The sequence below is a fragment of the Streptomyces stoeckheimensis genome (genome assembly GCF_045822005.1).
Classification (GTDB): Bacteria; Actinomycetota; Actinomycetes; order Streptomycetales; family Streptomycetaceae; genus Streptomyces; species Streptomyces stoeckheimensis.
The window spans coordinates 8,605,163-8,628,302 of the sequence record NZ_CP169550.1 but is presented as its reverse complement, the minus strand read 5'-3'; the positions used below and the strand labels follow the sequence as shown (position 1 = coordinate 8,628,302).

Sequence of the window (23,140 nt, the reverse complement as noted above, 5' to 3'; positions counted from 1 at the left end):
GGACGGGGCTGATGGGTGGGGGGTCCAGGGATGAGGCGTCCGGAGCCGGAGCGTCCGGAGATGAGTGGTCCAGGGGTGCGGGCCGGTGCGGAAGGCCGCTGCGCGTCAGCTTTCGGCGGGGGCCCGGCGGTCGGTGATCAGGCTCATGGTGTGGCGGACCGCGGAGGCGGAGACGGCTCCGTCGGAGCCGTCCGCGCTGCTGACGGGGCCTGCCATCAGGCGGGCGAGGACGGCCGCCTTGCGCGGTCCCCGGATGCCGAAGGCGGTTTCCAGCCCGGCGCCGTGCGGGCTGCGCACGTCGATGAGGCGTACGACGATGTCGTCGCGCTGGAAGATGCTGCTGCTCACGGTCGGGGCGTCGGACCGGTGGGCGGCCTCCTCGTCCTGCCGGGCGAGGAACCGGGCCAGCGCCGGTCCGCAGCCGGGCTTGGCCGGGTAGAACAGCGCGTGGCGCCGTACGTCGGAGCGGTCGACCTCGCCGGCCTCCCGCGCGGCGACGTGGTGGACGGCGGGGAGTGCGGCCCGCATGAAGAACATCCGGGCGGACTCGGGGTCGCCGAGGTCGCGGTCCTGCTCCAGGTAGGGGTTGATGGCCTCTTCGACGGCCCGTACCTCGGGCTGTTCGGAAACGTGCCGCAGGGCTGCCATCAGGTCGCCGCGGACTTCCACCGTACGCACGACCCGGTTGCCGTGCATGAAGAGCGAGGTCCGCAGGAGCCGGGTGTGTCCGTCCACCCTCGCCTCCGGGGAGGCGTAGCTGGAGAGGAGCGCGGCCACGTCCTTCTCGCTGCCGGGCTTGACCGTGAAGGTCAGGGCGTGGCGCACGACGCCGGCGCCGAGCCGGGGTGCTTCCTGCAGCCGGGCACCCGTGGGCCGCTGCGCGTCCTGGTAGCCGCGGCCGGTCTCGCGCAGGACGGTGTACTTGAGCGGGCGCATGGCGCGGGCGCAGGCGCCGAGCGGGCGCACCTGCTCGGCGTGGTGCTCGCTGTTGACCCAGGCGAGGTACTGCGGGGCGCTCTCCCACTCGCTGGTGATGAGCCACTGGGAGGGGTTCTCGAAGGACTGGCAGAGCTGGTCGCTGATGTGGCCCGGTTCCGACGCGATGTCGTGGCGCAGTTGCTCGTACGCCTCGAAGAACCGCTGCTGGGCTCCTTCGTGGAGGTCCATCAGCAGGACGACCCGGAGCATGGATCCGTCGAAGGCGGACTGTGACACCCGTTCGGACAGGGTGGTCGTCATCTGCTCACTCCTTCGTGAGGGCCCTGGGGGAGGGCGGGGATGTTCATCGCGTACGGACCCCTCGTCCGTCATCGGCGGTGACCGCCCGGACCGGCGGCCGTCGCGGGGACGGCAGGCCGGCGTGTCTTCGGGGGAACCGCTGTCGCTCATCGTCATCCGGGTGGGGACGTACCGCTACATCTCCGGATCAAGCGGGTGACAACCGGCGTATCTCCTGGGCTTGGGCGGCGATCGGGGGCATAAAAGAGTGCACTCCCCCCACACAGAATTCAGGAGCTCGCAGCTGATGGAAGACACGGCAGATGTTCGCGTACCGGTTCTCGTCGTGGGCGGCTCCCTCGTGGGTCTGTCCACCTCGCTGTTCCTGAGCCGCCACGGCATCAGACACCTGGTAGTGGAGAAGCACGCCGGCACCTCGGACCACCCGCGCGGGCGCGGTATCAACGCCCGGACCATGGAGTTGTTCCGGGTGGCCGGGGCGGAGGGCGCCATCCGGCAGGCGGCGTCCGCGCTGGAGAACAACATGGGCATCCTGCAGACGGAGTCCCTGCTCGGCGGCGACCACAAGTGGCTGGTCAAGGCCATCGACCCGTCCGGAGCGCTCAGCAAGTTCAGTCCGACCGGCTGGTGCGTGTGCAGCCAGAACAACATCGAGCCCATCCTCGCCGCGCAGAGCCGTGCCCAGGGCGCCGACGTGCGGTTCTCGACCGAGCTGATGAGCTTCGACCAGGACGAGACCGGGGTGAACGCGCTGGTCAAGGACCGGGAGACTGGTGAGCACATCACCGTGCGCGCCGACTTCCTGATCGCGGCGGACGGCCCGCGCAGCCCCGTGCGCGAGCAGTTGCGCATCCCCCAGACGGGCAGCGGCGAGCTGTTCCACAACGTCAGCGTCACCTTCCGCTCGCGTCGGCTCGTCGAGGTGCTGGGCGATCTGCGGTTCATCGTCTGCTACCTGATGAAGCCGGGTGCGGACGGGGCGCTGCTGCCGGTGGACAACGACACCCAGTGGGTCTTCCACCTCCCCTGGCACCCGGACCAGGGGGAAACCCTGGAGGACTTCACCGAGGAGCGGTGCAGGGAGCAGATCCGGGCCGCGATCGGCGTGCCGGACCTGGACGTGGAGATCGGCGGAAAGGCCCCCTGGCACGCGGCGGAACGGATCGCCACGCAGTACTCCTCCGGTCGGGTGTTCCTCGCCGGCGACGCGGCCCACGAGATGTCCCCCACCGGCGCGTTCGGCTCCAACACCGGCATCCAGGACGCGCACAACCTGGCGTGGAAGATCGCGGCGGTCCTGAACGGATCGGCGGGCGCGGGACTGCTGGAGACCTACGGGGCCGAGCGGCACCCGGTGGCCGTGGCGACCGCCCAGCGCGCCTCTGCCCGTTCGGCGGAGCACAGCCACCCCGGGTACGCGCCCCCGCCCACGATGGGCGGCGGACCGGGCAGCGGGGTCCTGACGACGGCGATGGCCTACGCGTACCCGAGCGGCGCCTTCGTCGGCGGCTCTCCGGACCGGCCCGTCATCCCGGAGGGGATGCGCATGAAGGGCGACCCCGGTACGCGGGCCCCGCACATGTGGCTGACGCGGGCCGACGGCGAGCGGGTCTCCACGCTGGACCTCTACGAGCGCGCCTTCGTGCTGCTCTGCGGTGCGGGCTCGCCTTGGCGGGCGGCCGCCGGCCGGGTGGCCGAGCGGCTGTCGGTGAAGCTGGACGCGTACGCGATCGGGGCGCCGGGCGCAGCGGGCGCCGATCTGGTGCAGGAGGAGGGATCCGACTGGAGCGAGGTGCACGCCATGTCCCCGGAGGGCGCCGTGCTGGTGCGGCCCGACGGGTTCGTCGCGTGGCGCTCGCAGGGTCCGGCGGACGACGCCGAGGCCGCGCTGTCCGAGGCCCTGTCCACGGTGCTGCGCCGGTCCTGACCGGCGACCGGCCCGTACGCCGATTGGTTGCCCTCGCCGATTGGTCCCCCTGCCGCCGGCCCGTAAGCGGGCCGGGGGCAGGGGCGTTCATGGGGGCTGCGGACCCCGTGCCGGTCCGCGTCAGCCGCAGGCCCAGCAGCCCGCCCAGCAGCCGGAGCCGTGGTGCGCGGGGCGCCGGCGCCGGGCGGCACCGGCGGGGGCCGTTCCCGCTCCGGGGGCCGGTTCCGCTCCGGCGGAGTTGCGGCGGGCGAAGCAGGCGACGACCACCGCGATCGCGGCGAGTTCCTCGGGGGCGGCCACGCCCTTCTCCACGCGGATCAGGCTGGCTATCGGGGGCGTCTGGGCTATCGGAGCGTCCTTCAGCATCGGCTCGGCCTCTCGCACAGGCGGAAAGCAGGACCCCCCTCGCGGAATCCGAGGACTCCGGACGCTGCCGACGCTAGCGGGGCGCGACACGCCCGGCACGCCGGGCAGTTGCGCGAAACCCCAGGTCTCAGCCGCGTCGACCGGGTGACGTCGGGGTCGCGGAGGTCGCGCGCCGATTGGGCCGTCGGAGTGGCGGGCCCCCGGAAATCCCGGTGCGGACGGCTCGGCGTCCGGCCTAGGGTGACGGGATGAGCACCCGCACCTTCCGCATCACCGTCCGGGGGTCCTTCGACGGCCTCACCGAAGAGCAGCGCGCCGCGCTCCTCGCGGACGCGGCCCGGCACGACATGCTGACGGCCGAGTTCACCCCCGAGGGGCACCTCACGTACGACGTGGCGGCCCGGCCCTTCTTCACCTTCCGCTTCCTGGCCGAGGGCGAGGCCGAGGAGGACATCCTGGACGCGACCGCCCACGCCGAGCTCGCCGCGGAGACCTGGCTGACGGAGCGCGGGTACGGCTTCAAGCGGCTCAGCTCGCAGGCCCAGGACCTCACGCTGGCCCCCATGAGCAAGCGGCAGCGGCAGGCGGCCGCGCGGGACGACTCCTGAACGGGAGCCCCGCACGACCGCCCGCGGGGAACGGGCCTGGCCGGCTCAGCGGGCCGGGCACTTCTTCCAGGAGAAGTGGTAGACGCTGTTGATGCTGCCGTCGGTGGAGTCGAGCGCCATGTAGCTGGTCGTCGACGGGTCCGAGGTGCCGACCTCGGCGCGCAGTTCGGTGTTGATGTTGAAGTTGCGCAGTTCGCCGCAGGGGGCGAAGACCAGGGCCTCGATGCCCGTGGTGTCGGTGGCCTGCCAGTTGTCGTCGAGCCTGCCCTGGAACTTGTGGGTGCGGTAGTCGGTCTGCTTCATGCCCTGGAAGTAGTAGCTGGCCTTCTGGGTGCCGATCGCGCCCTGCTGGAGGCTGCCGAATCCCCGGTAGTCGACCTGGGCGACGGCGTAGGTGTATCCCTGCGGGACGTGGACGAGCAGGGAGAGCAGACAGTTCTTGCGGCCGTCGGTCGGGGCGCTGTTGCCGCCCGCCATGGCCAGGTACTCGCTGTAGGTGACGGTGAAGGCCGAGTTGTCCTCGGCCACGGCGACGGTGGCGCTGCCCGGACGGCAGCCCGAGCCGTTGACCGTGGCGACGTCTACGGTCACCCGGTCTTCCGGTGCGGCGGGGGCCGCCGGGCCGCCCGCCGCCCCGGCGGCGGAGGCGGGCAGGAGGGCGAGGAGGCCGCCGGTCACGAGGACGGCGCCGAGCGCGGTGCGCAGTGTTCTGATCACCCGGCCATGGAAGCGGTCCGTACCCCGCCGATCGGTGAACGGGTGCGCGGTCTCACTCCGATGGCCGGGCCCTTTCACCGGAGAAACGTTCGGGCAGCCCTTCGGGGAGGGCCGATCGGCTCATCGGCGGGGCGCCGAGCACATGGGATGCCCCGATTCCTCCCGGTATTTTCTATGATGAGCGCCCTACGGAACCGCCCGCGCCGAGGAGCCCCCATGCGCCGCCTGCACCGGTCCGCCCTGCTCTCCGCGACCGTGGCCGTCTGCGCCCTGGTCCTCGCGGCCGCACCGCCCGCCGCCGGAGCGCCGGGACACGGAACGGACGGCGGGACCGATCCGGCCGAGGCCGCCGTGATCGGCGTCGGCCACGCGCGCGCCCACGCCGAGCTGCGCCGGGCGGCCAAGGGCGCCGTGGAGTACCCGCAGTCCCGGCGGAACGCGAGCCTGGCTTCGCTCGCCGCCTCGCAGCGCGAGGCCAACTCCGGTTTTCAGGCGGCGGTTTCGGGGCGGTTCGCCGAATACTTCCCCTCCCCCGACTTCGGCGTGCACGTCGCCCAGCTGCCCACCGGCAAGGTGCTGCTCTTCTCCTTCTCGCGGGTGGAGACCGACCCCACCAAGAGACCGGGCCCACGGACCGGATCGGACCCTCGAACGCGGGCCGCGCCTACCTCTGGGATCCGGCGAAGGGGACCGGCGCGCGAGCGTTCAAGAAGGTCACCCCGCCCGTCGTGCTGATGCCCGACCGGACGCACGCCCCGCGCCCGGCCCCGTTCTTCTGTGCCGGGCACTCCTTCCTGCCCAACGGAATGCTGGGGGTGTTCGGCGGCAACACGGGCGGCAAGGGCGGCAGCGGAGCGAAGCTGTCCTTCGTCTTCGACCCGTGGACCGAGGGCTGGTACCGCAACCGCGACATGGCGGTGGGCCGTTGGTACCCGTCGGTGGTGACCGGTGCGGACGGCCGCCAGATCATCATGTCGGGCCAGTCGGAGCGCGGTACGGGAACGCCCACCCCGGTGGTGGAGCGGTTCCCCGCGCTGGGGCAGCCGGTGCCCTGGCGCCCGTACGACATCCCGCTGGACGTCTCCGTGCAGCGGATGCGCTCCGACGCGCCCTTCCGCAACGACTACCCGCACCTGTTCTCGCTGCGCGACGGCATGATCTACGGCCTGGGGCGCGACGCCGACCAGCAGTGGCTCTTCGACCCGCGCGCGGAGACCCGTACGGACCTGCCCAGACGGCCCGCCGACTTCCGGGGCTACGGCTCCGCCGTGCCGCTGCCGGCGGGGTTCCGCGGGCCCGACTCGGTGCTGGTGCTGGGCGGGGATCCGCTGGACCCGAACACCTACCGGCTGTCGGGCGGCGCCTGGACCGCGCAGGAGCCGCGCGCCTTCGGCCGGACCCAGGACGACACGCTGATCCTGCCGGGCGGGACCCTGCTGACGGTCAACGGGGCCAAGGACACCAGGGATTACGGGTTCGGGCCGTTCAACCCGAAGGCCGACCTGAAGTTCCGCCAGACCGAACTGCGGGGTGCGGACGGCCGGTGGAGGCTGGGGCCGGCCCAGCGGCTGCCGCGGGGCTACCACTCCAATGCCCTGGTGCTGCCGGACGGCCGGGTCATGGTCACCGGGGACGAGCTCCAGCAGATCGCCAACGACCCGGACATCAAGGACGGCATGGACGGCTCGATCGAGATCTACGAGCCCGCCTACCTGCACCGGGGAGCCCGGCCCGTACTGGACCGGGTCCCGGCGGGCGAGATCGCCCATGACGCGGAGTTCTCCGTGGAGAGCTCGACGGCCACCGGCGTTCGGCGGGCCGTGCTGCTGGCGCCGACCACCGTCACCCACGCGGTGAACACCAGTCAGCGCCATCTGGAGCTGCGGATGACCGGCGTCCGCGGCCGCACGATCGGGCTGCGGGCGCCGGCCACCTCGGCCGACGCCCCGCCCGGGTACTACATGCTGTTCCTCCTCGACGCGAAGGGTGTCCCCGGCGCGGCGAAGTGGGTCAAGCTCGGCAAGCGGTGAACCCGCTCGCCGTCAGCCCCCGTTGATCAGGAACTGCGATCCCGGTTCGATCAGGATGTTGCCCTGGGCGGATCCGGTGATGGTGACGTTGGACAGGATGGCGTTGCCGCGCGCTCCGCCCATGGCCAGGATGCCGGACCCGTTGTTGGACTTGCTGATGGTCACGTTCGAGATCTTGACGTCGGCCATGACCCCGCCGCCGGTCTTGAACTGGATCCCGTCGTAGGTGGAGTCGTGGATGTCGGTGTCGCGGATGACGACGCCCGGGATGGGCAGGTTCGACGGGAACAGGGTGATCGCGCCGAACTCCTGGTCCTCGTTCCAGAACGCTCCGCCGGTGCGGAAGAGACCGTTGCCGGCGATCAGGGTCTGCCCGGAGAAGGGCAGCGGGTCGTGGTCGGTCGCCAGCATGATGCCGGGGTAGTTCATGGTGTCGTAGATCAGGTTGTTCTCGATGGTGTTGCCGTAACCGCCGTAGATCGCGATGCCGTTGGCGCGCCAGGGCAGCTGGATGGTGTTGTTGCGGAAGTGGTTGTCGTGGCCGATGTCGACGGACTGGTCCTTCACGTACTTGCTGGACCACACCGCGAGGGCGTCGTCACCGGTCGTGCGGAAGGAGGAGTTGAAGACGGTGGAGTTGCGCGTGCCGTTGGCGAAGTTGATGCCGTCGGCGTAGGTGTCGCGGATCCGCATGCCGTTGAACTCGATGCCGTCGCCGGGTCCCCACAGGGCCGGGATGTTGTCGTAGTCGCGGCCGACCCAGACGCCCACGTTGGCGTGCTCGATCCACACGTTGGTGATCTTCGTGTTCTTGCCGAAGCGCCCGTTGAGGCCCACACCGCCCTCGGCGTTGCCGTCGCCGCCGCGGATCCGGCCCGAGCCGAAGATCGCGATGTCGGAGATCTGCGTGTTGTCGTCGATCTCGAAGCCGAAGTTGCCCTCGTGCGGGTGGTTGATGCCGCCCGCGTTCTGCGGCTCGGTCAGCGTGTAGAGCTGGGAGTGCCACATGCCCGCGCCGCGGATGGAGACGTTGCTGATGCCCACTTGGTTGAACTGGCCCCGGTTCAGCGGGTCGTCGGTGAGGATCTTCTGCTCCTGACGCCACTGGCCCTGCGGGATCCAGACGCAGGCGATCTGCCCGTTCTGGTCCGCCGTCACGGCCCTCTGGATGGCGAGCGTGTCGTCGATGCCGTCGTTCGGGATCGCACCGTAGTCGGTGATCGAGGTGCACTCGGCGGGCTTGGGCGCCGCGGGGGCCACCTGCTCCAGGTCGATCAGGTCGATGACGTAGTACGAGGCCGTGTCGCCCGCGTCGCGCTGGAGCCGGAAGGTCGTACCGGGCGGGTAGCTCTGCGCGAGCAGGGCGTGGGACTCGTCGAAGAGCCTGCGGGCGTCGCCGCCGGGGGTGTTGGTCAGGCCCTCGGGGCTGTCGGTGCTGCCGTAGAGCCAGCTGTGCTTCGAGGAGAGGTTCAGCTTCTGGGCGAAGCTGCCGTTGACGTACAGGCTGATCGTGGCGTCGGCGCCGCCGCCGTTCGCGGCGTCGGGGATCGAGTTGCGCACGACGATGGAGTTGGCCTGGTTGGTGGAGGTGAACTGGACGTACTGGCCGGCCGAGGAGAGGCGTACGGACTCGCGGCCCGAGGACTCGGTGGCGAAGTTGGTGTGCCCGAAGGTGCGCTGGGCGTCGCTCTGCAACAGGGTGCCGGTGTAACTGCCGGCCTCCGCCTCGTACTCGGTGTACGGGAGCGCCGCACCGCGGCCGACGACCACGGCCCGGGAGTGGCTGTTGTTGGTCTCGTTGGTCTCGGCGACGAGGCCGGTCCCGTCGGCGGTGGCGGTGAGGGTGGCTCCGCCGCTGACCGCCGTCCACGTGCCGTTGATCGGCACGTTCACGATTTCGCCGGCGGCGATCGCCGGGGTGGGGCCGTTCAGGGTGGTGGCGCCGGCGACCAGCCGGGTGACGGTGCCCGCGCTCACCCCGGAGGTGCCCCGGTTGCGGACGGCCACGGTGAAGGAGACCGGGGCGCCCACGGCCGGGTTGGCCGGGTTGGTGGTGATGGAGAGGGCTTCCAGGTCGGGGCCCGGTGCCTGGCCGACGACGAGCTTCGCGGCGGCCGTACGGCTGTTGTTGGTGTCGTTCTGCTCGGGGACGGTTCCGGCCGGGTCGACGACGGCGGAGACGGTGTAGCTGCCCATCGGGCGCTTGCCGACGGAGACCGGGACGGTGGCCGAGGCTCCGGCGGCGAGGGCCCCGACCGGGGCGCTGCCGGCGACCGCGCCTTCGAGGCTGACGTTGACGGTGGTGGCCGGGGAGGCGACCGTACCGGCGTTGCGGACGGTCGCGTTGACGGTGACGGCGTCGCTCTCGGAGGGGGCGGCCGGGGACCAGGCGAGGTCCGTGACCGTCAGGTCCGGGTTCGGGGCGGCGGCGCCGATGACCTGGAACTCGGCGGCCTGGCCGCCGCCGGCCCCGGTGTTGCCGGAGAACTTCAGCTGGACGTCGGCGAGGCGGCCGGTGACGGGGACCGTCACGGTGTTCTGGTTTCCGCCCGGGCTGAACGCGTAGTCGGCGCGGGCCTTCAGGGTGGTGAACCCGCTCGCCGACTGCTCCCGGCCGAGGACCTCGAAGCTCTGGGTGCGGTTGCCCCAGGCGGGGTCGGGGTTGAGCTTGAGGACCACTCCGGTGACGTCGGCGTTGGAGCCGAGCTTCACGGTCAGCGTGGACTGCTGGCCGCCCGCCTCCCAGTAGCTGGTGACGCTGTCGTCGTTGGCGTTGGCCGCGACGAACGACTGGGTGGTGGAGGAGGCCTCGATCGGTTTGCCCTTGGCGAGGTTCACGCCCACGGGGGGCGGAGTACCCGGGTCCCCGGGATCACCGCTGCCGTTGGCGGAGTACACCTCCAGCTCGGATATCTGCGCGGCCTGCCAGCCGGTGTTGGAGCTGACGCTGACCCGCACGTAGCGGACCGTCGCCGCGGTGAACCCGATGGTCACCGTGTTGGACTGGGCGGGGTTGAACACCCGCCCCGCCGAAGCGGACAGGGTGGTGAAGGTGTTCCCGTCGGTGCTGCCCTGCACGGTCAGCGTCTCGGTGCGGGCCTCCCACGGGGCGGGCAGCTTCAGCACCACCTGGTCGACGGCGACGCTGCTGCCGAGGTCCACCTGGACCCAGGTCGGGAAGGTGCCCGAGGGCCCCTCCCAGTACGAGCCCTGGTTGCCGTCGGTGACTCCCGGAGGCCCGTACCCGCCGAGGGATCCGCTCGCGCTGACCGACTTGCCCAGGGCGATGTTGGGTCCGCCCGCGGCGGCCGCGAAGGTGACGGGGAGGAGTCCGACCGACACCAGTCCCGCGACCACCGAGCCGGCCACCATCAGCCGACCGCTTTGCTTCCATCTCATGCTGTCCTCTGTTCCATGAGGGGACCCGGCCCGACGCAGCCGCGCCTGCCGCAAACTTGCGCACCGTTATTAATTTTTTGAGTGATCTGATCGCAGTTATGCGGTCATGGCGCCACAGGTTTCTAGCAGATGACGACTTTGTCAACGCTTCGCGCACAGAGGGCAGTTCGGAGCGGGCTTCCGATCACACCCCGTGCCGGCCGCGTTGCAGGTGGTCGAAGCGGTGTCCAGGGCGCGCCGCGGGTCCGGACGCATGCCTGCGAGATCGGGAATCTCCATGACGTAGCGGGCCGCCGCCGGGTCGAAGCCTTCTCCAGGAAGAGCCGCAGGGCGGCGTCGGCGAGGGCCTCACGGGTTGCGGCCTTTTTGCGTTCGTCGCCGGGAGTGACACCCCGCTGGCGGCCCGGCCCGTCCGCGCGCCGCTCGTCGGCCACCGCTGGACCCGTGCCCCCGGGGGTGACCCTGATCGGCGACGCGGCGCACCTGATGTCCCCCTTCGCCGGGGAGGGCACCACCCGGCCGTGCTCGACGGCGCCGAGCTCGCCGCGGCCCTCGCGGCCCGTCCCGGGGACCCGGAGGGCGCCCTCGCCCCCTACGAGGAGGTACTCTTCCCGCGCTCCGGGGCCGCGGCCGCCTAGCCCGCCGGCCGCGGAGCCGGGGCGAGGCGGACCACCGCCGCGCGACCTGCGCTCCGTAGGCCGATCTCGCCCGGGACCCTGACCAGGGCAGCGTCGTACGGGCCCAGTTCCGCGGAGCCCGCCAGCTCGGCCGTCCCCTCCAGGGCCACGACCAGCAGGTTCTCGCCGGGCCGGACGGCAAGCGTGAGGTCGCCCCGTACGACGGCGGTCTCGGCGCTGACCGCGCCCCGCCGGTACATCACGTTGAAGTTCACCACCGGTCCGGCCAGCAGCCGGCAGCCGGTGGGCTCGTCACCGGGGAAGCGCTGGGGGACGTACCGCCGGTCCACGAGGCGTCGTACGCCGCCGATCTCCAGGTCCATGCCGGCGCCCTCCGCGAGGGTGAGCGTGCGGTCGACGCCGGGGAACACGGAAAAGGCGCCGTCCGCGGTGACCTCCGCGAGGCTGACCCGCCAGCCGAAGTCGTCCATCCCGGAGCCCTCGGGTCCGGCAGCGATCTCGCGGGTCACTCCCCCGCCGTTCTTCCACCGGGCGGCCGGGCGGTCGGCCGCCCGCAGGATCCGGATCGGTTCTTCGCTGGTCATGGCACCCTTCCGGGCCCGGGAGATCCTTTCCGGGCCCGGTCGAGCCTATCCGGGGGCCTCGGGCCCACGACGGTGCGGGGACGTCCGGCGTGTGAACGCGTGGAGCCGCCCCGGGGTCCCGCCGTGCGTGCGGCGGGACCCGGGGGCGGCTCGGTGAAAGCGTCGCTCCGCTGATGCGGTGCGGACCGGTCAGGCGTCGGCCTTCGCGGCGGACGCCGCAGCGGCGGCCGGCTCGGTTGCCGCAGGAGCGGTGCCGGTCGAGGCGGCCACCGGCGCGGCGGCACCCGTGGCGGCCGTCCGCGGCCCGTGGGTTCCGCGCAGACCGATTCCGCTGATGACCGCGACCAGGCCGAAGGCCACCGCGCCGATGGCGAAGGTGAGGGTGAAGCCGGATTCGGCCGGCAGGGCGGGAACTCCGGCCGGGAGGTGCTCGATCGTCTTCGAGGCCAGGATGGTGGTCACGATCGCGCTGCCGATCGCGCTGCCCGTGGAGCGGGAGATCGAGTTGATGCCGTTGGCGATGCCGCTCTGGTGGTGCGGGACGCTCGCCATGATCACGGCGGGCATGGCCGCGTAGCCGAAGCTGACGGCCGCGCCGACGATGAGGCCGGCGCCGATCACCGAGGCGGTGTGGCCGTGGTCCAGGGCCAGCCAGCCGAAGCCGGCGGCGCCGAGGGCCGCGGCCACCGCCAGTGCGGCGCGCGGTCCGCGGTGGCGGACCAGCTGGCCGCCGATCGGCGAGGCGAGGAGCGAGACGATCGCGCCGGGCAGCAGGAACTCGACGGAGGCGCGCAGGATGGAGGCGTCGAAGCCGTAGCCGGTCAGGGCCTTGGGCATCTGGACGAGGTAGGAGACGCCCAGGAAGTTCGCGAACATGCCGAAGCCGACGAGGATGCCGGCCAGGTTGGCCATCAGGACCGGACGGTGGACGAACATCCGCATGTCGACGAGGGGCTCGCGGACCTTGAGCTCGGTGAACACCCAGACGGCGGTCATGACGACGGCGCCCGCGAAGCTGCCCAGCGTGCGGCCGGAGGCCCAGCCCCACTCGTGGCCCTGGGAGATCGGCAGCAGGAGCAGCAGCAGGGCGATGCCCAAGGTGAGCGCACCGAGGAAGTCCGTACGGCCGCCGGTCTTGTGCCGGGTTGCCGGAACCAGGAAGACGACGGCGAGCAGCGCGAGCACGGCGAAGCCGGTGGCCATCCAGAAGGCGTTGCGGTAGTCGGCGTCGCTGCCGGAGGTCAGCAGGCCGGTGGCGACGAGCGCGAGGCCGCTGCCGAACGCGAGGGTTCCGCTGACCAGGGCCATCGCTCCGGGGAGCTTCTGCGGGCGGACCTCCTCGCGCAGCACGGAGAGGGCGAGCGGGAAGATCGCGGTGGCGGCGCCCTGCAGGACGCGGCCGAGGAGGAGCAAGGGCAGCGAGGACGCCAGCGCCGCGATGACGGAGCCCGCGACCATGACGCCGAGTACGGCCACCAGCGTCGGCTTCTTGCCGTGCTGGTCGCCGAAGCGGCCCAGCAGCGGGGTGAAGACGGCGGCGGACAGCAGGGTGGCGGTGGTCACCCAGCTGACGTTGGCGGTGGTGGTGCCGAGATCGCTGCGGATCAGGCCCAGGATCGGGACCGGCAGCGTCTGCATCATCGACACGACCATGGCGGCCAGGCTCAGGGCGAAGACGATGACCGTCTCGTTCCGGTGGCCGCCGGCCCGGGCGGTGGCGGAGGTGGTGGTGCTCATGGCAGGGAAGACCTTCTCAGTGCTTCAGATCGCAGATGTTTGACGTCATCAAGTACTTCGACTCCAGCAGACGGTAGACCTCAATAGTTAAGGTGGTCAAGTAAAAGGTTGATAATGTGAAGCACCTTGAGTACGCTCCGGGGCATGAGCGCCACCACCCCCCACGCCGTCCCGACCAAGCTGGAGCTGCTGGAGCTGCTCGCCGCGATCGGCACCGCCCAGTGGCGCGACTTCGCGGCGGCCGCGGCCCACCACGGCCTCACCTCCACCCAGGCGAAGGTCCTCGCCCAGCTGAACGGACCGCTCCCGATGCGCGGCCTCGCCACCCTGCTGGTGTGCGACGCCTCGAACGTGACCGGCATCGTCGACCGGCTGGAGGCCCGCGAGCTGGTGCGCCGCGAGCCCGATCCCGCGGACCGGCGCGTCAAGAACGTCGTGGCCACGGACGCGGGCCGCGAGGTGATCCGCCGGGTGCGCGAGGAGATGCAGGCCACGCACGGCGCCCTCGACGTCCTGGACGGCACCGAGCGCGCGACCCTCCACGCCCTGCTGGAGCGACTGCGCCCGACCTTGGAGAAGGACGCCTGAGACCGCCCCGGAGCTTCTCCGGGGCTACTCCAGACCTGCCCCCGAGTTACTCAGGACCCGACTCGAGGCCGCTCCGCGCGAACACGTTGGCCAGGGGAAACGCCACCTGACAGACTGCAACGGCTTCAGAACATTCCAGGAGGACGCATGTCAGAAGAATCAGACACCCCGCAGAACGAATCGCCGGCCGAGGAGGCCAAGCGGAAGTTCAAGGAGGCCCTGGAGCGGAACGCCGCCAATGCTCAGTCGCAGCAGGCACACCAGAGCCGGGCGAAGATCCAGGGCGCCGGCGGCAACCCCGGGGGCAAGAACAAGAAGGTCCGCCGCAAGACCGGCTGACCGCGGCGGCGTCGCGTTGCCGCGACACCGCCCCTGCCGGCCCCGGCCGGGTCCGGGACCTGCACCACGGTCCGGATCCGGTCGGGGGCGGCACCTCCGCCCCGCGCACGGGGCGCGAACCCGGAGCGCACGCGCACGTACGCACTCCGGGCATGAGATCCGCCCGCCTGTCGCGCCCGTCGGCGTTCGGTCAATCGGCCGACACAGGACCGCACCCGTGGAGTGCAAGGTTGAGCCACTCGGGTGATGGGTGATAACCCCCGGTGTCCACGGCAGTTGAGCAGCTCGTCCCGCCGAGGGCAGCTATCTCATGCGACAGTGCGACAGAAGAAGGATCCCCCACATGCTCAAGAAGTTCATGGCCACCGCAGCCGCCACCGCCGCCGTTCTGGGTGCCGGTGCCGCCGTAGCCTCCCCGGCGATGGCGATCGGCAACGACAACGGCGTCAACACGGTCAACGGCAACGAGTCCTCCCAGCTCTACGGCAACCAGGAGACCAAGGGCGCCATGAGCCCGCAGATGGCCGCCATCCAGGGCTCCCTGAACAAGCTCTGTGTCGGCCTGCCCGCGAAGGTCAACGCGCAGTCGATCCTGGCGCTGATCAACGTCGGCGTCCAGGACATCCCGATCGCGTCCAACCCGCAGAACCAGCAGTGCGCCGAGAACTCCACCCAGGCCAAGGGTGACGAGACCGCCTCGCACATCCTGGACAACATCCCGGTCCTCTCCGGCAACCTCTCCGCCGGTAGCTGACCCCCCAACGGAGCGCCGGTGCACTGCCCTTCGGGGCGGCGCACCGGCGCTTCGTTTTGGTCTAGACCTTGACAGGTCCAGACCATCCTCGCTTCAGTGGGCGCAGTTGTCCGTTGCCCGTTGCCCCCACGGCAACTCCCCCCACTGAAGGAGAACTTCCGTGAAGCGCACCCTGCGCCGCCGCGCCCTCTCGCTGGCCGCCACCGCGGCCGTCACCCTCGGCCTCGCGATCGCCCTTCCCTCCTCCCCCGCCGCCGCGGCTCCCGCCTGCGCCGGGGCGTGGGCGGCCTCCGCCGTCTACACCGGCGGCACGAGCGCCTCGTACGGGGGCCACAACTGGCAGGCCAAGTGGTGGACCCAGGGCGAGACCCCCGGCACCACCGGCCAGTGGGGCGTCTGGTCGGACCAGGGCGTCTGCGGAGGCGGACAGACTCCGAACCCGGATCCGACCACCCCCAACCCCTCCGGATTCGTGGTCAGTGAGGCCCAGTTCAACCAGATGTTCCCGAACCGGAACCCCTTCTACACCTACAACGGCCTGGTCGCGGCCCTGTCGGCCTACCCCGGCTTCGCCACCACCGGCGACGACACCGTCAAGCGGCGCGAAGCGGCGGCCTTCCTGGCCAACGTCTCGCACGAGACCGGCGGGCTGGTGCACATAGTCGAGCAGAACACCGCCAACTACCCGCACTACTGCGACGCGAACCAGCCCTACGGCTGTCCCGCCGGGCAGGCCGCCTACTACGGGCGCGGTCCCATCCAGTTGAGCTGGAACTTCAACTACAAGGCGGCCGGCGACGCCCTGGGCATCAACCTCCTGGCCAACCCCTACCTGGTGGAGCAGGACCCGGCCGTCGCGATGAAGACGGCGCTCTGGTACTGGAACACGCAGAACGGCCCGGGCACGATGACCGCCCACGCCGCCATGGTGAACGGCGCCGGCTTCGGCGAGACCATCCGCTCCATCAACGGCGCCCTGGAGTGCAACGGCGGCAACCCGGCTCAGGTGCAGAGCCGGGTGAACAAGTACCAGAGCTTCACCCAGATCCTCGGCGTGACCCCGGGGAACAACCTGAGCTGCTGAGGCGGCTCTTCACCGCTCCGGTCAGCCCACCCGCAGCATGGTGGCCAGCTGGGCCCGGGACCGGACGTCCAGCTTCTGGTAGATCCGGGTCAGCCGGGCCTCCACTGTCTTCACGCTGACGAAGAGCTTCGCGGCCGCCTCCTGGTTGCTGGCGCCCTGGGCCACCAGCACCGCGAGGCGGGTCTCCGCCTCGGTGAGGGCGGCCAGGGACCGGGCCCCGCCGCCGCCCTCGCTCCCGGGCGAGGACGGCGACGGCTCCCGCGCCAGCTCGGCCCACGGCGTTGCGCCGGCCCGGGCGAAGGCCTCGGCCGCCGCCGCCAGTGCGGCGCGGGCCGGTGCGCGCCGACGTCGGCGGCGTTCCACCCGGGCGAGGGCCAGCAGCGTACGGGCCCGCTCAAGGGGCAGGTCGAGGAGCTCGAAGCGCTGCGCGGTGTCCTCCAGCAGGGCTACGGCCGCATCGGCGTCGCCCTGCGCCGACAGGCACAGGCCCCGGGCCCGGTCTAGGGCGGCGATCACGCTGGTGCGGCCGAGCGCGAGGGCCGTCGTACGCACCCTGGCCTGGAGATCGGCAGCCTCCTCGGGCACGTCGGCGAGAACCAGGGCCTCGGCGAGCTCGCCGTGCCAGCGCAGGATCGAGGGGTCGACCACCTGCTGGGCGGCCTCCAGTTCTGCCACGCGGCGCAGGGTGGTGACGGCTTTCGCGGCCTCGCCCGTGGCCAGTTCGACCAGGCCGAGCACGTACAGGCCGCGGGAGAGGAAGACCTGGTCGTGCTCCTCCTCGGAAGCCTGGATGCCGCGCCGGGCGTATCCGGCGGCCCGTGCGAATCCCCCGCCCATGGCCTCGGCCAGGGCGGCCAGGTACCAGGCGGGGCCGGGCGAGAGGCCGGCCTCGACGGTCAGCTCCAGGGCGTCACGGGCGTGCGCGGTGGCAGCCGCGCACCTGCCCCGGCGCAGTTCCACCTCGGTGAGGCTGCGCAGCACCTCGAAGACGTCCTCGGCGGAGCCGGTGCGCCGTACCGCGGGCAGCAGCACGAGCAGCTGGCGCCGGGCGTCGGCGTTGCGGTCGTCGAAGAGGGCGTGGCGGACGGCGAGGTACTGCGGGGCGTTGCGCATGCCGAGGGGTACTTCGGGTGCGGGCAGGGCGAGTGCCTCGGCGAGGATCTCCTCGGCGTCCGGGTCCCCGAGGATGCGGCCCATGCGGGCCCGTACGGTCAGCGCCATGGCTTCGGCGACCTGGTCTCCGCCGCTGCGGGCCAGTACGCCGGCCTCCGCGGCGGCGTCCCGCGAGCGGACGGGGTCGCCGTCGCTGAGGTTGTGCTTCCAGGCGGTCCGCAGCCGCACGGCGGCCTGGAGGGCGGGGTCGCCCTCGGCATCGGCCATGGCGTAGGCAAAGGTCTCGTCGAGCGCCCCGAGTGCCTGACCGGCGGCGTCGATGACGGCAAGGCGGGCCCGCACCCGGTCGCCCGGCGAGGCGTCGCGGGCGAGCACGGCGCGTGTGGCGCGGCGGGCCAGGTCGGCACGGCCGGCCCAGCCCGCGTCCTCGGCTGCGGCGACCAGCCGGGCGAGCTCCTCTCCCGGCAGGTGGTAGGGGGTCCGGTCGGCCGCGAGCAGGCCGAGTTCGGCGGCCAGCGCCCGCTGGCCACGGCGCCTGCAGGACGCGGCGGCTTCGGTGACCTCGGCGGCGAGCGCTTGGTCGGGGGCATCCACGGCCAGCGCCCGGTGGCGTACGGCCTGGACGGGGTCGTCCACGGCGGTGGCCAGCGCGGCGTGCCCGGCGGCGCGTTCGGGCCAGCCCGCGTCGGCGGCCAGCGCGGTCGGCAGGGCCCCGGCCATGAACCGGATCGTGCCGTCCTCTTCTACGGTGACCAGCGCGGCCCGCTCGGCCACGGCGAGCTCGGCCTCCGCGGCCAGTCGGCCGGCCCGGCGCAGCAGCGCGGTGGTGGGGCGTGCGGCGAGGGCGGCGTAGAGCAGGGTGCGCCGGGCCTGGACGGGCACGACGCCGAGGAGGCGGCGGGCCACCTCGCGGGCCTGCCCGGAGACGGGCAGCGGATCGGCGTGGTGGGCACCGCCGTCGCGGGACCCGGCGGCTTCGGCGACGGAGCGGCCGAGCGCCAGGGCGAGGCGCGGGTTGCCTCCGCTGGCCTGGTGGATCCGGCCGGCGAGACGGGCCGGAAGGCCCCGGCGCATCAGCAGCTCGGCGATCTCGTCGGTGCCGAGCGGGGGCACCCGTATCTGTGGGGTGTCCGGTCCGCAGAGGGGCTCGGAGAGCGGGGTTCCGCCCTGGACGCATTCGGCGGCGAGGACCCGGACCCGGGGCGGGGTCAGGCCCAGGGCGAAGCGGAGCAGGTCGGTGCTCTCCGCGTCCAGCCACTGGGCGTTGTCGAGCGCGAGCAGGACGGGGCCGCGGGCGGCGAGGGTGCGCAGCACTTCGACGACGGCGAGGCGCAGGGCGACGTGGTCGCGGCCGACGCGGGGTGCGTCGGTTTCCCGCCGCAGCAGGGCGATGGCGGTGCGCTGCGGTCCGGAGAGGCATTCCAGCGCGGCGGCCGGGACGGAAGCGAGGAGGGCGGCGGCGGCCGCCTCGGGTATCCACCGGTCGGCGGCTCCGGGGGCGAGCTGGAGCACGGTCTCGTGGCGCAGCGCGGCGGCCTCGGTGAGGGCGCGCAGTACCTCGGTCTTTCCGGAGCCCGCGGGCCCGGTGAGCAGGGCGCGTCCGTGCGTGGTCAGCGCGCGGTCGACCGCCTTGATCAGTTCACCGTGTCCGACGGTCGTGTCGGCGTTCCCCGTCGCCACCACCACGCACAGCCACCAGCCTCTCGCTTGCCCGATCCCTGTGCCCTTCCTGTGAGACGCGACAATACGAGGTCGGATGCCCGGCGGGCCGGGATTGTGACGCAGAATTCAGTCACGTGACAGGAAAACCCGCCCGACCTGCCGATACACGATGTATCAGCAGGTCGGACGGGCTGTTGGTCCGTACTATCGCCCCGTCAGGCCGAGTTGGGCTGCGGTGGGGATCCGGCCCGGAGGGGACTCAGTAGGCCCGGCTCAGAAGGTCAGGCTCCAGGAGTCGATCTTGCCGGTGTCGCCGCCTGCGTTGTCGTTGACGCGCAGCTTCCAGGTGCCGTTCGCGACCTCGGAGGAGGCGTTCACGGTGTAGACCTGGTTGATGTTGTCGGCGCTGCCGCCGGTCCGGTTGTGCACCGTGTAGACGGTGCCGTCCGGGGCGACCAGGTCGACCTTCAGGTCACCGATGTAGGTGTGGACGATGTTGACGCCGACCTTGAGGGTGGCCGGGGCGTTGCCGGTGACACCGGTGACGGTGACCGGGCTCTCCACGGTGGTGTTGTCACCGATCGCGAAGTCCGTGGTGTTCTCGAAGCCCGGGGTGGGCGGGGTCGAGGTCACGGCCGCCACGGCCGCGGCGGCGTCGGCGAGGCCGGTGCCGCAGCCGCCGGTGCAGGTGCCGGCCAGCGGGCGGGCGTTCGTCTTGATCGCGGACTCGATCTGGGCCGGGGTCAGCGAGGAGTTCGCCGACTTCAGCAGGGCGGCGAGGCCCGCGACGTGCGGGGCGGCCATGCTGGTGCCCTGGTAGGGCTCGTAGTTCTCGGCGCCGGGGGTGGTGGCACCGGTGTTCAGGGTGGACCAGATGCCGTTCTCGGGCGTGGTGATGGTGCCGGGCGTGTCGGTGGCGCGGCGGGTCTCACCGCCCGGGGCGGCGACGTCGATGATCGCGCCGTAGTTCGAGTAGAACGAGCGGTCGCCGGTGCGGTTGCTGGCGGCGACGTTGATCACGTTGTTGCAGCTGGCGGGCGAGAAGCCGGCCGCGTCGGAGTTGCTGTTGCCGGCGGCGACGACGACGGTCGTGCCGCGGCCGACGGCGGCGTTGATGGCGTTCTGGTACGTGGCGGTGCAGGCACCCGAGCCGCCGAGGCTCATGTTGATGACCTTGGCCGGGGTCGCGTTGGCCGGGATGCCCGAGACGGTGCCGCCGGAGGCCCAGGTGATGGCGTCGACGATGTCCGAGGTGGCACCGCCGCACTTGCCGAGCACGCGGACGGGCTGGATCTTCGCGCCGTACGCGATGCCGGCGACGCCCTTGGAGTTGCTCGTGGCGGCGGCGATGGTGCCGGCGACGTGGGTGCCGTGCCAGGAGGAGTCACTGGCCTTGGAGCCGGTGCCGCACTCGCCGGCCGCGCTCCAGTCACCCTGGTCGGCGGGGTTGTTGTCGCGGCCGTTGCCGTCACGGGCGGCGGTGGAGCTGGAGATGAAGTCGTAGCCCGCGACCACGTTGGCGGCGAGGTCGGAGTGCGCGACGTAACCGGTGTCGATCACGGCCACGGTGACGCCCGAGCCGGTGGTCGTGTCCCAGGCTGCCGGAACGTTCATGCCGGCGGTGGGCTCGAAGAGGTCCCACTGCTTGGCGTACTCGGTGTCGTTGGGGGTGACGGCGAGGGCGTAGGCGCGGGAGTCGGGCTCGACGTAGGCGACGTCGGGGTCGGCGCGGAACTGGGCCATGACGGCGGCCGCGTCGGCCGGGGCCCCGAGGGAGACGAGGGCGGCTCCGGTGCCGAGGCGGCGGTCGAACTTCGCCTTCTTCGAGGCCTTCTTGCCCTTGGCCTCCGCGTCCGCCGCGGCGGCGGAGTTGGAGCCGGCTTCTGCGGCCGAGGACTTGTACCCGACGATGAGGTTCTCGACGGGGGCCACGGCGGTGGGGGCGCCGGCAGCCGGGAGGGTCGAGGCGGGGGCGGGATCCGCGGCGGTCAGCGCCAGGGAGGTGGTGGCGGAGCCGGCGAGCAGGGTGACGGACATCGCCACCACGGATATGAGCCTGCGTCGTCTGGATGCGTGCACGGTGTTCCCTTTCGCGGGCCGCCACAGAACGGGCCGGGGCGGCCGGTTGGTGCAGTGTGGGAGGTTGACCGGCGGCGGCGGGACCGGAACGAGCTGGTCAAACCCGCCCGGCCACCGCTGCTGCACACCACGTCGTCGCCCGCCGCAGCGTCGGGGCTGGGCAACGGTGGCACCGGTGAAGGACCTGCCCTAGAGCTTCACGCCATGTGGGGTGGGCGCGGGGGCTGTTCGGACGGGAGGATCGCCGGTGGGCAGACAGTAGGCAAAGCGGGGATGAACGCGATACGGGGAAAACCCTTGTCCGCACCCTGCCGGACCCCCCGTAGGGTGGCGGGACCCCGACGGCCCCGGTGAACGGGCGTCCGGGACGGGGAGATGAGGAGGTCCGGACGTGGGAGAGCTCCACCCGCCCGTCGAGCCCTACGACAAGGGGATGCTCGACGTAGGCGACGGAAACGCCGTCTACTGGGAGGTCTGCGGCAATCCGGACGGAAAGCCCGCCCTCGTGGTCCACGGCGGTCCGGGGTCGGGGTGCACCGAGAAGGCCCGCCGGCTCTTCGATCCGGCACGCTACCGGGTCGTCCTGTTCGACCAGCGCGGCTGCGGCCGCAGCACCCCGCACGCGAGCGACCCGGCGACCGACATGCGGCACAACACCACCGGGCACCTGGTCGCCGACATGGAGCGGCTGCGCGAGCACCTCGGCATCGGCCGCTGGCTGCTGTACGGCGGCTCGTGGGGCTCCACGCTGATCCTGGCCTACGCCGAGCGGTACCCGGAGCGGGTCTCGGAGATCGTCATCGCGGCCGTCACCACCACCCGCCGCTCGGAGATCGACTGGCTCTACCGCGGCGTCGGCCGGTTCTTCCCCGAGGCGTGGGAACGCTTCGTCGCCGGATCCGGTGGCACCCCGCGCGACGGCGACCTCGTCGGGGCCTACGCGCGCCTGGCGGCCGATCCCGACGAGGAGGTGCGGGCGAAGGCCACGGCGGACTGGTGCGCCTGGGAGGACGCCGTGCTGTCCGGCGAGACGAAGGGCTCCTCCCAGCCGTACACGGGCCGCCCGCCCGCGGCCCGGCTTGCCCTCGTCCGCATCTGCTCGCACTACTTCTCGCACGGTGCGTGGCTGGAGGAGGGCGAGCTGCTGCGCGGGGCCCACCGGCTGGCCGGGATCCCGGGCGTCCTGATCCACGGCCGGCTCGACATGGCCGGCCCCCTCGACACGGCCTGGGAGCTGTCCCGTGCCTGGCCCGGCGCGGAGTTGACCGTGGTGGAGGAGGCGGGGCACCTGGGCGGAACGGCCACCCTCGGCCACGTGCTCGGCGCCCTGGACCGGTTCGCGGCCGCCGGCTGAGGGCCCTCGCCGGGGGTGCCGGGAAGGACCCGCCTCGCGAGCCGCCCCGGACCGGACCGGACCGGACCGGCTCAGGCGCCGGGCCGGTCCGACGGCGGGTTGAGCTTGCGGAAGTACGTCCAGCTGGTCTCGTTCGGCTCCGTCCACTTCTCGGGGGCGTGGGCGAACTCCGGGTGGCGGGCGGCGATGTACGCACGGGTCCGTTCCGGGACCTCCGCGTAGGAGGCGAGTTTGCGGCCGCGACAGTGGAAGGTGAGCCCGCCGGGGCGCGGACCCTGTTCCATCCAGGGGAGCCAGGGCGACATCCGGGTCCAGGACATGGTGGACGGGACGCTGGGCTCGCTGGTGGCGAGGACCGAGGCGGGGGCGAAGAACTGGAAGAGCTCCAGGGCGCGGTAGGTGTCGTCGGCCGAGTTCGCGGGGTACTGCGCGACGGGCAGCGGGGAGGGGTAGGCGAGCGGGATCTCCAGGCTGAAGCAGAGCTCGTCGCCCAGTGCGGTCATGGGGACGGGGAAGGGGCGCCACTTCTGGTTCGCGGGGTCGTTCCAGACGTGGACCACGGGCTTGTCCTCCCAGGTCTCCAGGATCTCCCGGGTCAGCGGGTCCAGGTAGAACGCGGCCTCACGGGTGAGGAGCTGGTAGGTCCCCGGTGCCTCGTCCTCCACCAGCCGGGCCACGTTGAGGCCTTCGAAGCCGAAGAGTCGCCGGTACGGCTCACCGGGGGCCCAGGCGTGGACGTCGCCGGTCCACCAGAAGGTGACCTCGGATCCGTCGAGGGAGGCGCGGGTACGGGCGAGTGCCTGCAAGAGGTCTTCGGGTGTCATACCGGGCCACTCTGCGCGGTCGGCCCGTACCGGGCAAGGACCGGACCGGCCATGCGTGGCGGAACGGCCACGGGCGGGGCGGGCCGTGCAACCCGTCC

18 protein-coding genes and 1 pseudogene are annotated in these 23,140 nt (G+C 72.1%); 10 read left to right on the top strand and 9 right to left on the bottom strand.

Annotation, left to right across the window (positions count from 1 at the left end; all coding sequences use genetic code 11):
* Positions 1 to 105: 105 nt before the first annotated feature.
* Positions 106 to 1,239, bottom strand: coding sequence for a SchA/CurD-like domain-containing protein (locus ACE1OC_RS39095; RefSeq protein WP_407841033.1), 1,134 nt, complete (start codon positions 1,237 to 1,239; stop codon positions 106 to 108).
* 286 nt (positions 1,240 to 1,525) lie between these two features.
* Between ACE1OC_RS39095 and ACE1OC_RS39090 the strand changes: the two genes are divergently transcribed.
* Positions 1,526 to 3,166: an FAD-dependent oxidoreductase gene (locus ACE1OC_RS39090; protein ID WP_407841032.1), complete on the top strand. Its 1,641-nt coding sequence runs from the start codon at positions 1,526 to 1,528 to the stop codon at positions 3,164 to 3,166.
* A 120-nt stretch (positions 3,167 to 3,286) separates the two neighbouring features.
* Here ACE1OC_RS39090 and ACE1OC_RS39085 read toward each other — a convergent pair whose 3' ends face one another.
* On the bottom strand, positions 3,287 to 3,532 hold the full coding sequence (locus ACE1OC_RS39085; protein WP_407841031.1) for an acyl-CoA carboxylase epsilon subunit: 246 nt from the start codon (positions 3,530 to 3,532) through the stop codon (positions 3,287 to 3,289).
* A gap of 248 nt (positions 3,533 to 3,780) precedes the next feature.
* On the opposite strand from ACE1OC_RS39085, the gene ACE1OC_RS39080 reads away from it, so the two are divergent.
* Positions 3,781 to 4,140, top strand: a complete 360-nt coding sequence (locus ACE1OC_RS39080) for a DUF6204 family protein (RefSeq protein ID WP_407841030.1) — start codon at positions 3,781 to 3,783, stop codon at positions 4,138 to 4,140.
* 45 nt (positions 4,141 to 4,185) lie between these two features.
* Here the strand turns inward: ACE1OC_RS39080 and ACE1OC_RS39075 are convergent, their stop codons facing one another.
* Entirely contained in the window at positions 4,186 to 4,857 is a 672-nt protein-coding gene (locus ACE1OC_RS39075; RefSeq protein ID WP_407841029.1) for a DUF4360 domain-containing protein, read from the bottom strand.
* 216 nt (positions 4,858 to 5,073) lie between these two features.
* On the opposite strand from ACE1OC_RS39075, the gene ACE1OC_RS39070 reads away from it, so the two are divergent.
* On the top strand, positions 5,074 to 5,592 hold the full coding sequence (locus ACE1OC_RS39070; protein ID WP_407841028.1) for a hypothetical protein: 519 nt from the start codon (positions 5,074 to 5,076) through the stop codon (positions 5,590 to 5,592).
* Positions 5,592 to 6,887 carry a galactose oxidase-like domain-containing protein gene (locus ACE1OC_RS39065; protein ID WP_407841822.1) on the top strand — a complete coding sequence of 432 codons (1,296 nt, stop codon included), beginning with the start codon at positions 5,592 to 5,594 and terminating at the stop codon, positions 6,885 to 6,887. The genes ACE1OC_RS39070 and ACE1OC_RS39065 overlap by 1 nt, the downstream gene beginning before the upstream one ends.
* A gap of 12 nt (positions 6,888 to 6,899) precedes the next feature.
* Here ACE1OC_RS39065 and ACE1OC_RS39060 read toward each other — a convergent pair whose 3' ends face one another.
* Complete coding sequence (locus ACE1OC_RS39060) at positions 6,900 to 10,286, bottom strand: CARDB domain-containing protein (RefSeq protein ID WP_407841027.1); 3,387 nt, start codon at positions 10,284 to 10,286, stop codon at positions 6,900 to 6,902.
* Between the two features lie 374 nt (positions 10,287 to 10,660).
* Here ACE1OC_RS39060 and ACE1OC_RS39055 point away from each other — a divergent pair.
* Positions 10,661 to 10,918, top strand: a pseudogene (locus ACE1OC_RS39055) (FAD-dependent monooxygenase); the annotation flags it as partial.
* Positions 10,919 to 10,920: 2 nt separating this feature from the next.
* Here ACE1OC_RS39055 and ACE1OC_RS39050 read toward each other — a convergent pair.
* Together ACE1OC_RS39050 and ACE1OC_RS39045 are read right to left on the bottom strand one after the other, a co-directional pair.
* Positions 10,921 to 11,508, bottom strand: coding sequence for a HutD family protein (locus ACE1OC_RS39050; RefSeq protein ID WP_407841026.1), 588 nt, complete (start codon positions 11,506 to 11,508; stop codon positions 10,921 to 10,923).
* A 189-nt stretch (positions 11,509 to 11,697) separates the two neighbouring features.
* The gene (locus ACE1OC_RS39045; RefSeq protein WP_407841025.1) at positions 11,698 to 13,245 is read right to left on the bottom strand and encodes an MFS transporter; all 1,548 of its coding nucleotides are present in this window, start codon (positions 13,243 to 13,245) and stop codon (positions 11,698 to 11,700) included.
* A gap of 144 nt (positions 13,246 to 13,389) precedes the next feature.
* On the opposite strand from ACE1OC_RS39045, the gene ACE1OC_RS39040 reads away from it, so the two are divergent.
* From ACE1OC_RS39040 to ACE1OC_RS39025, 4 genes are all read left to right on the top strand, one after another.
* The gene (locus ACE1OC_RS39040) at positions 13,390 to 13,833 is read left to right on the top strand and encodes a MarR family winged helix-turn-helix transcriptional regulator (protein WP_407841024.1); all 444 of its coding nucleotides are present in this window, start codon (positions 13,390 to 13,392) and stop codon (positions 13,831 to 13,833) included.
* Positions 13,834 to 13,980: 147 nt separating this feature from the next.
* Complete coding sequence (locus ACE1OC_RS39035; RefSeq protein ID WP_243333056.1) at positions 13,981 to 14,172, top strand: DUF5302 domain-containing protein; 192 nt, start codon at positions 13,981 to 13,983, stop codon at positions 14,170 to 14,172.
* A gap of 343 nt (positions 14,173 to 14,515) precedes the next feature.
* Positions 14,516 to 14,926: a rodlin gene (locus ACE1OC_RS39030; RefSeq protein WP_250743234.1), complete on the top strand. Its 411-nt coding sequence runs from the start codon at positions 14,516 to 14,518 to the stop codon at positions 14,924 to 14,926.
* Positions 14,927 to 15,098: 172 nt separating this feature from the next.
* A complete protein-coding gene (locus ACE1OC_RS39025; RefSeq protein ID WP_407841821.1) occupies positions 15,099 to 16,010 on the top strand; it encodes a glycoside hydrolase family 19 protein in 912 nt (303 codons plus the stop codon).
* Positions 16,011 to 16,031: 21 nt separating this feature from the next.
* Here the strand turns inward: ACE1OC_RS39025 and ACE1OC_RS39020 are convergent, their stop codons facing one another.
* Positions 16,032 to 18,809: a helix-turn-helix transcriptional regulator gene (locus ACE1OC_RS39020; protein ID WP_407841023.1), complete on the bottom strand. Its 2,778-nt coding sequence runs from the start codon at positions 18,807 to 18,809 to the stop codon at positions 16,032 to 16,034.
* A gap of 249 nt (positions 18,810 to 19,058) precedes the next feature.
* Positions 19,059 to 20,822 (bottom strand): S8 family serine peptidase, encoded by a 1,764-nt coding sequence (locus ACE1OC_RS39015; protein ID WP_407841820.1) that lies wholly within the window; start codon positions 20,820 to 20,822, stop codon positions 19,059 to 19,061.
* 433 nt (positions 20,823 to 21,255) lie between these two features.
* Between ACE1OC_RS39015 and pip the strand changes: the two genes are divergently transcribed.
* On the top strand, positions 21,256 to 22,218 hold the full coding sequence (gene pip, locus ACE1OC_RS39010; RefSeq protein ID WP_407841022.1) for a prolyl aminopeptidase: 963 nt from the start codon (positions 21,256 to 21,258) through the stop codon (positions 22,216 to 22,218).
* Between the two features lie 71 nt (positions 22,219 to 22,289).
* Here the strand turns inward: pip and ACE1OC_RS39005 are convergent, their stop codons facing one another.
* Positions 22,290 to 23,042 carry a DUF1838 family protein gene (locus ACE1OC_RS39005; protein WP_407841021.1) on the bottom strand — a complete coding sequence of 251 codons (753 nt, stop codon included), beginning with the start codon at positions 23,040 to 23,042 and terminating at the stop codon, positions 22,290 to 22,292.
* Positions 23,043 to 23,140 lie beyond the last annotated feature (98 nt).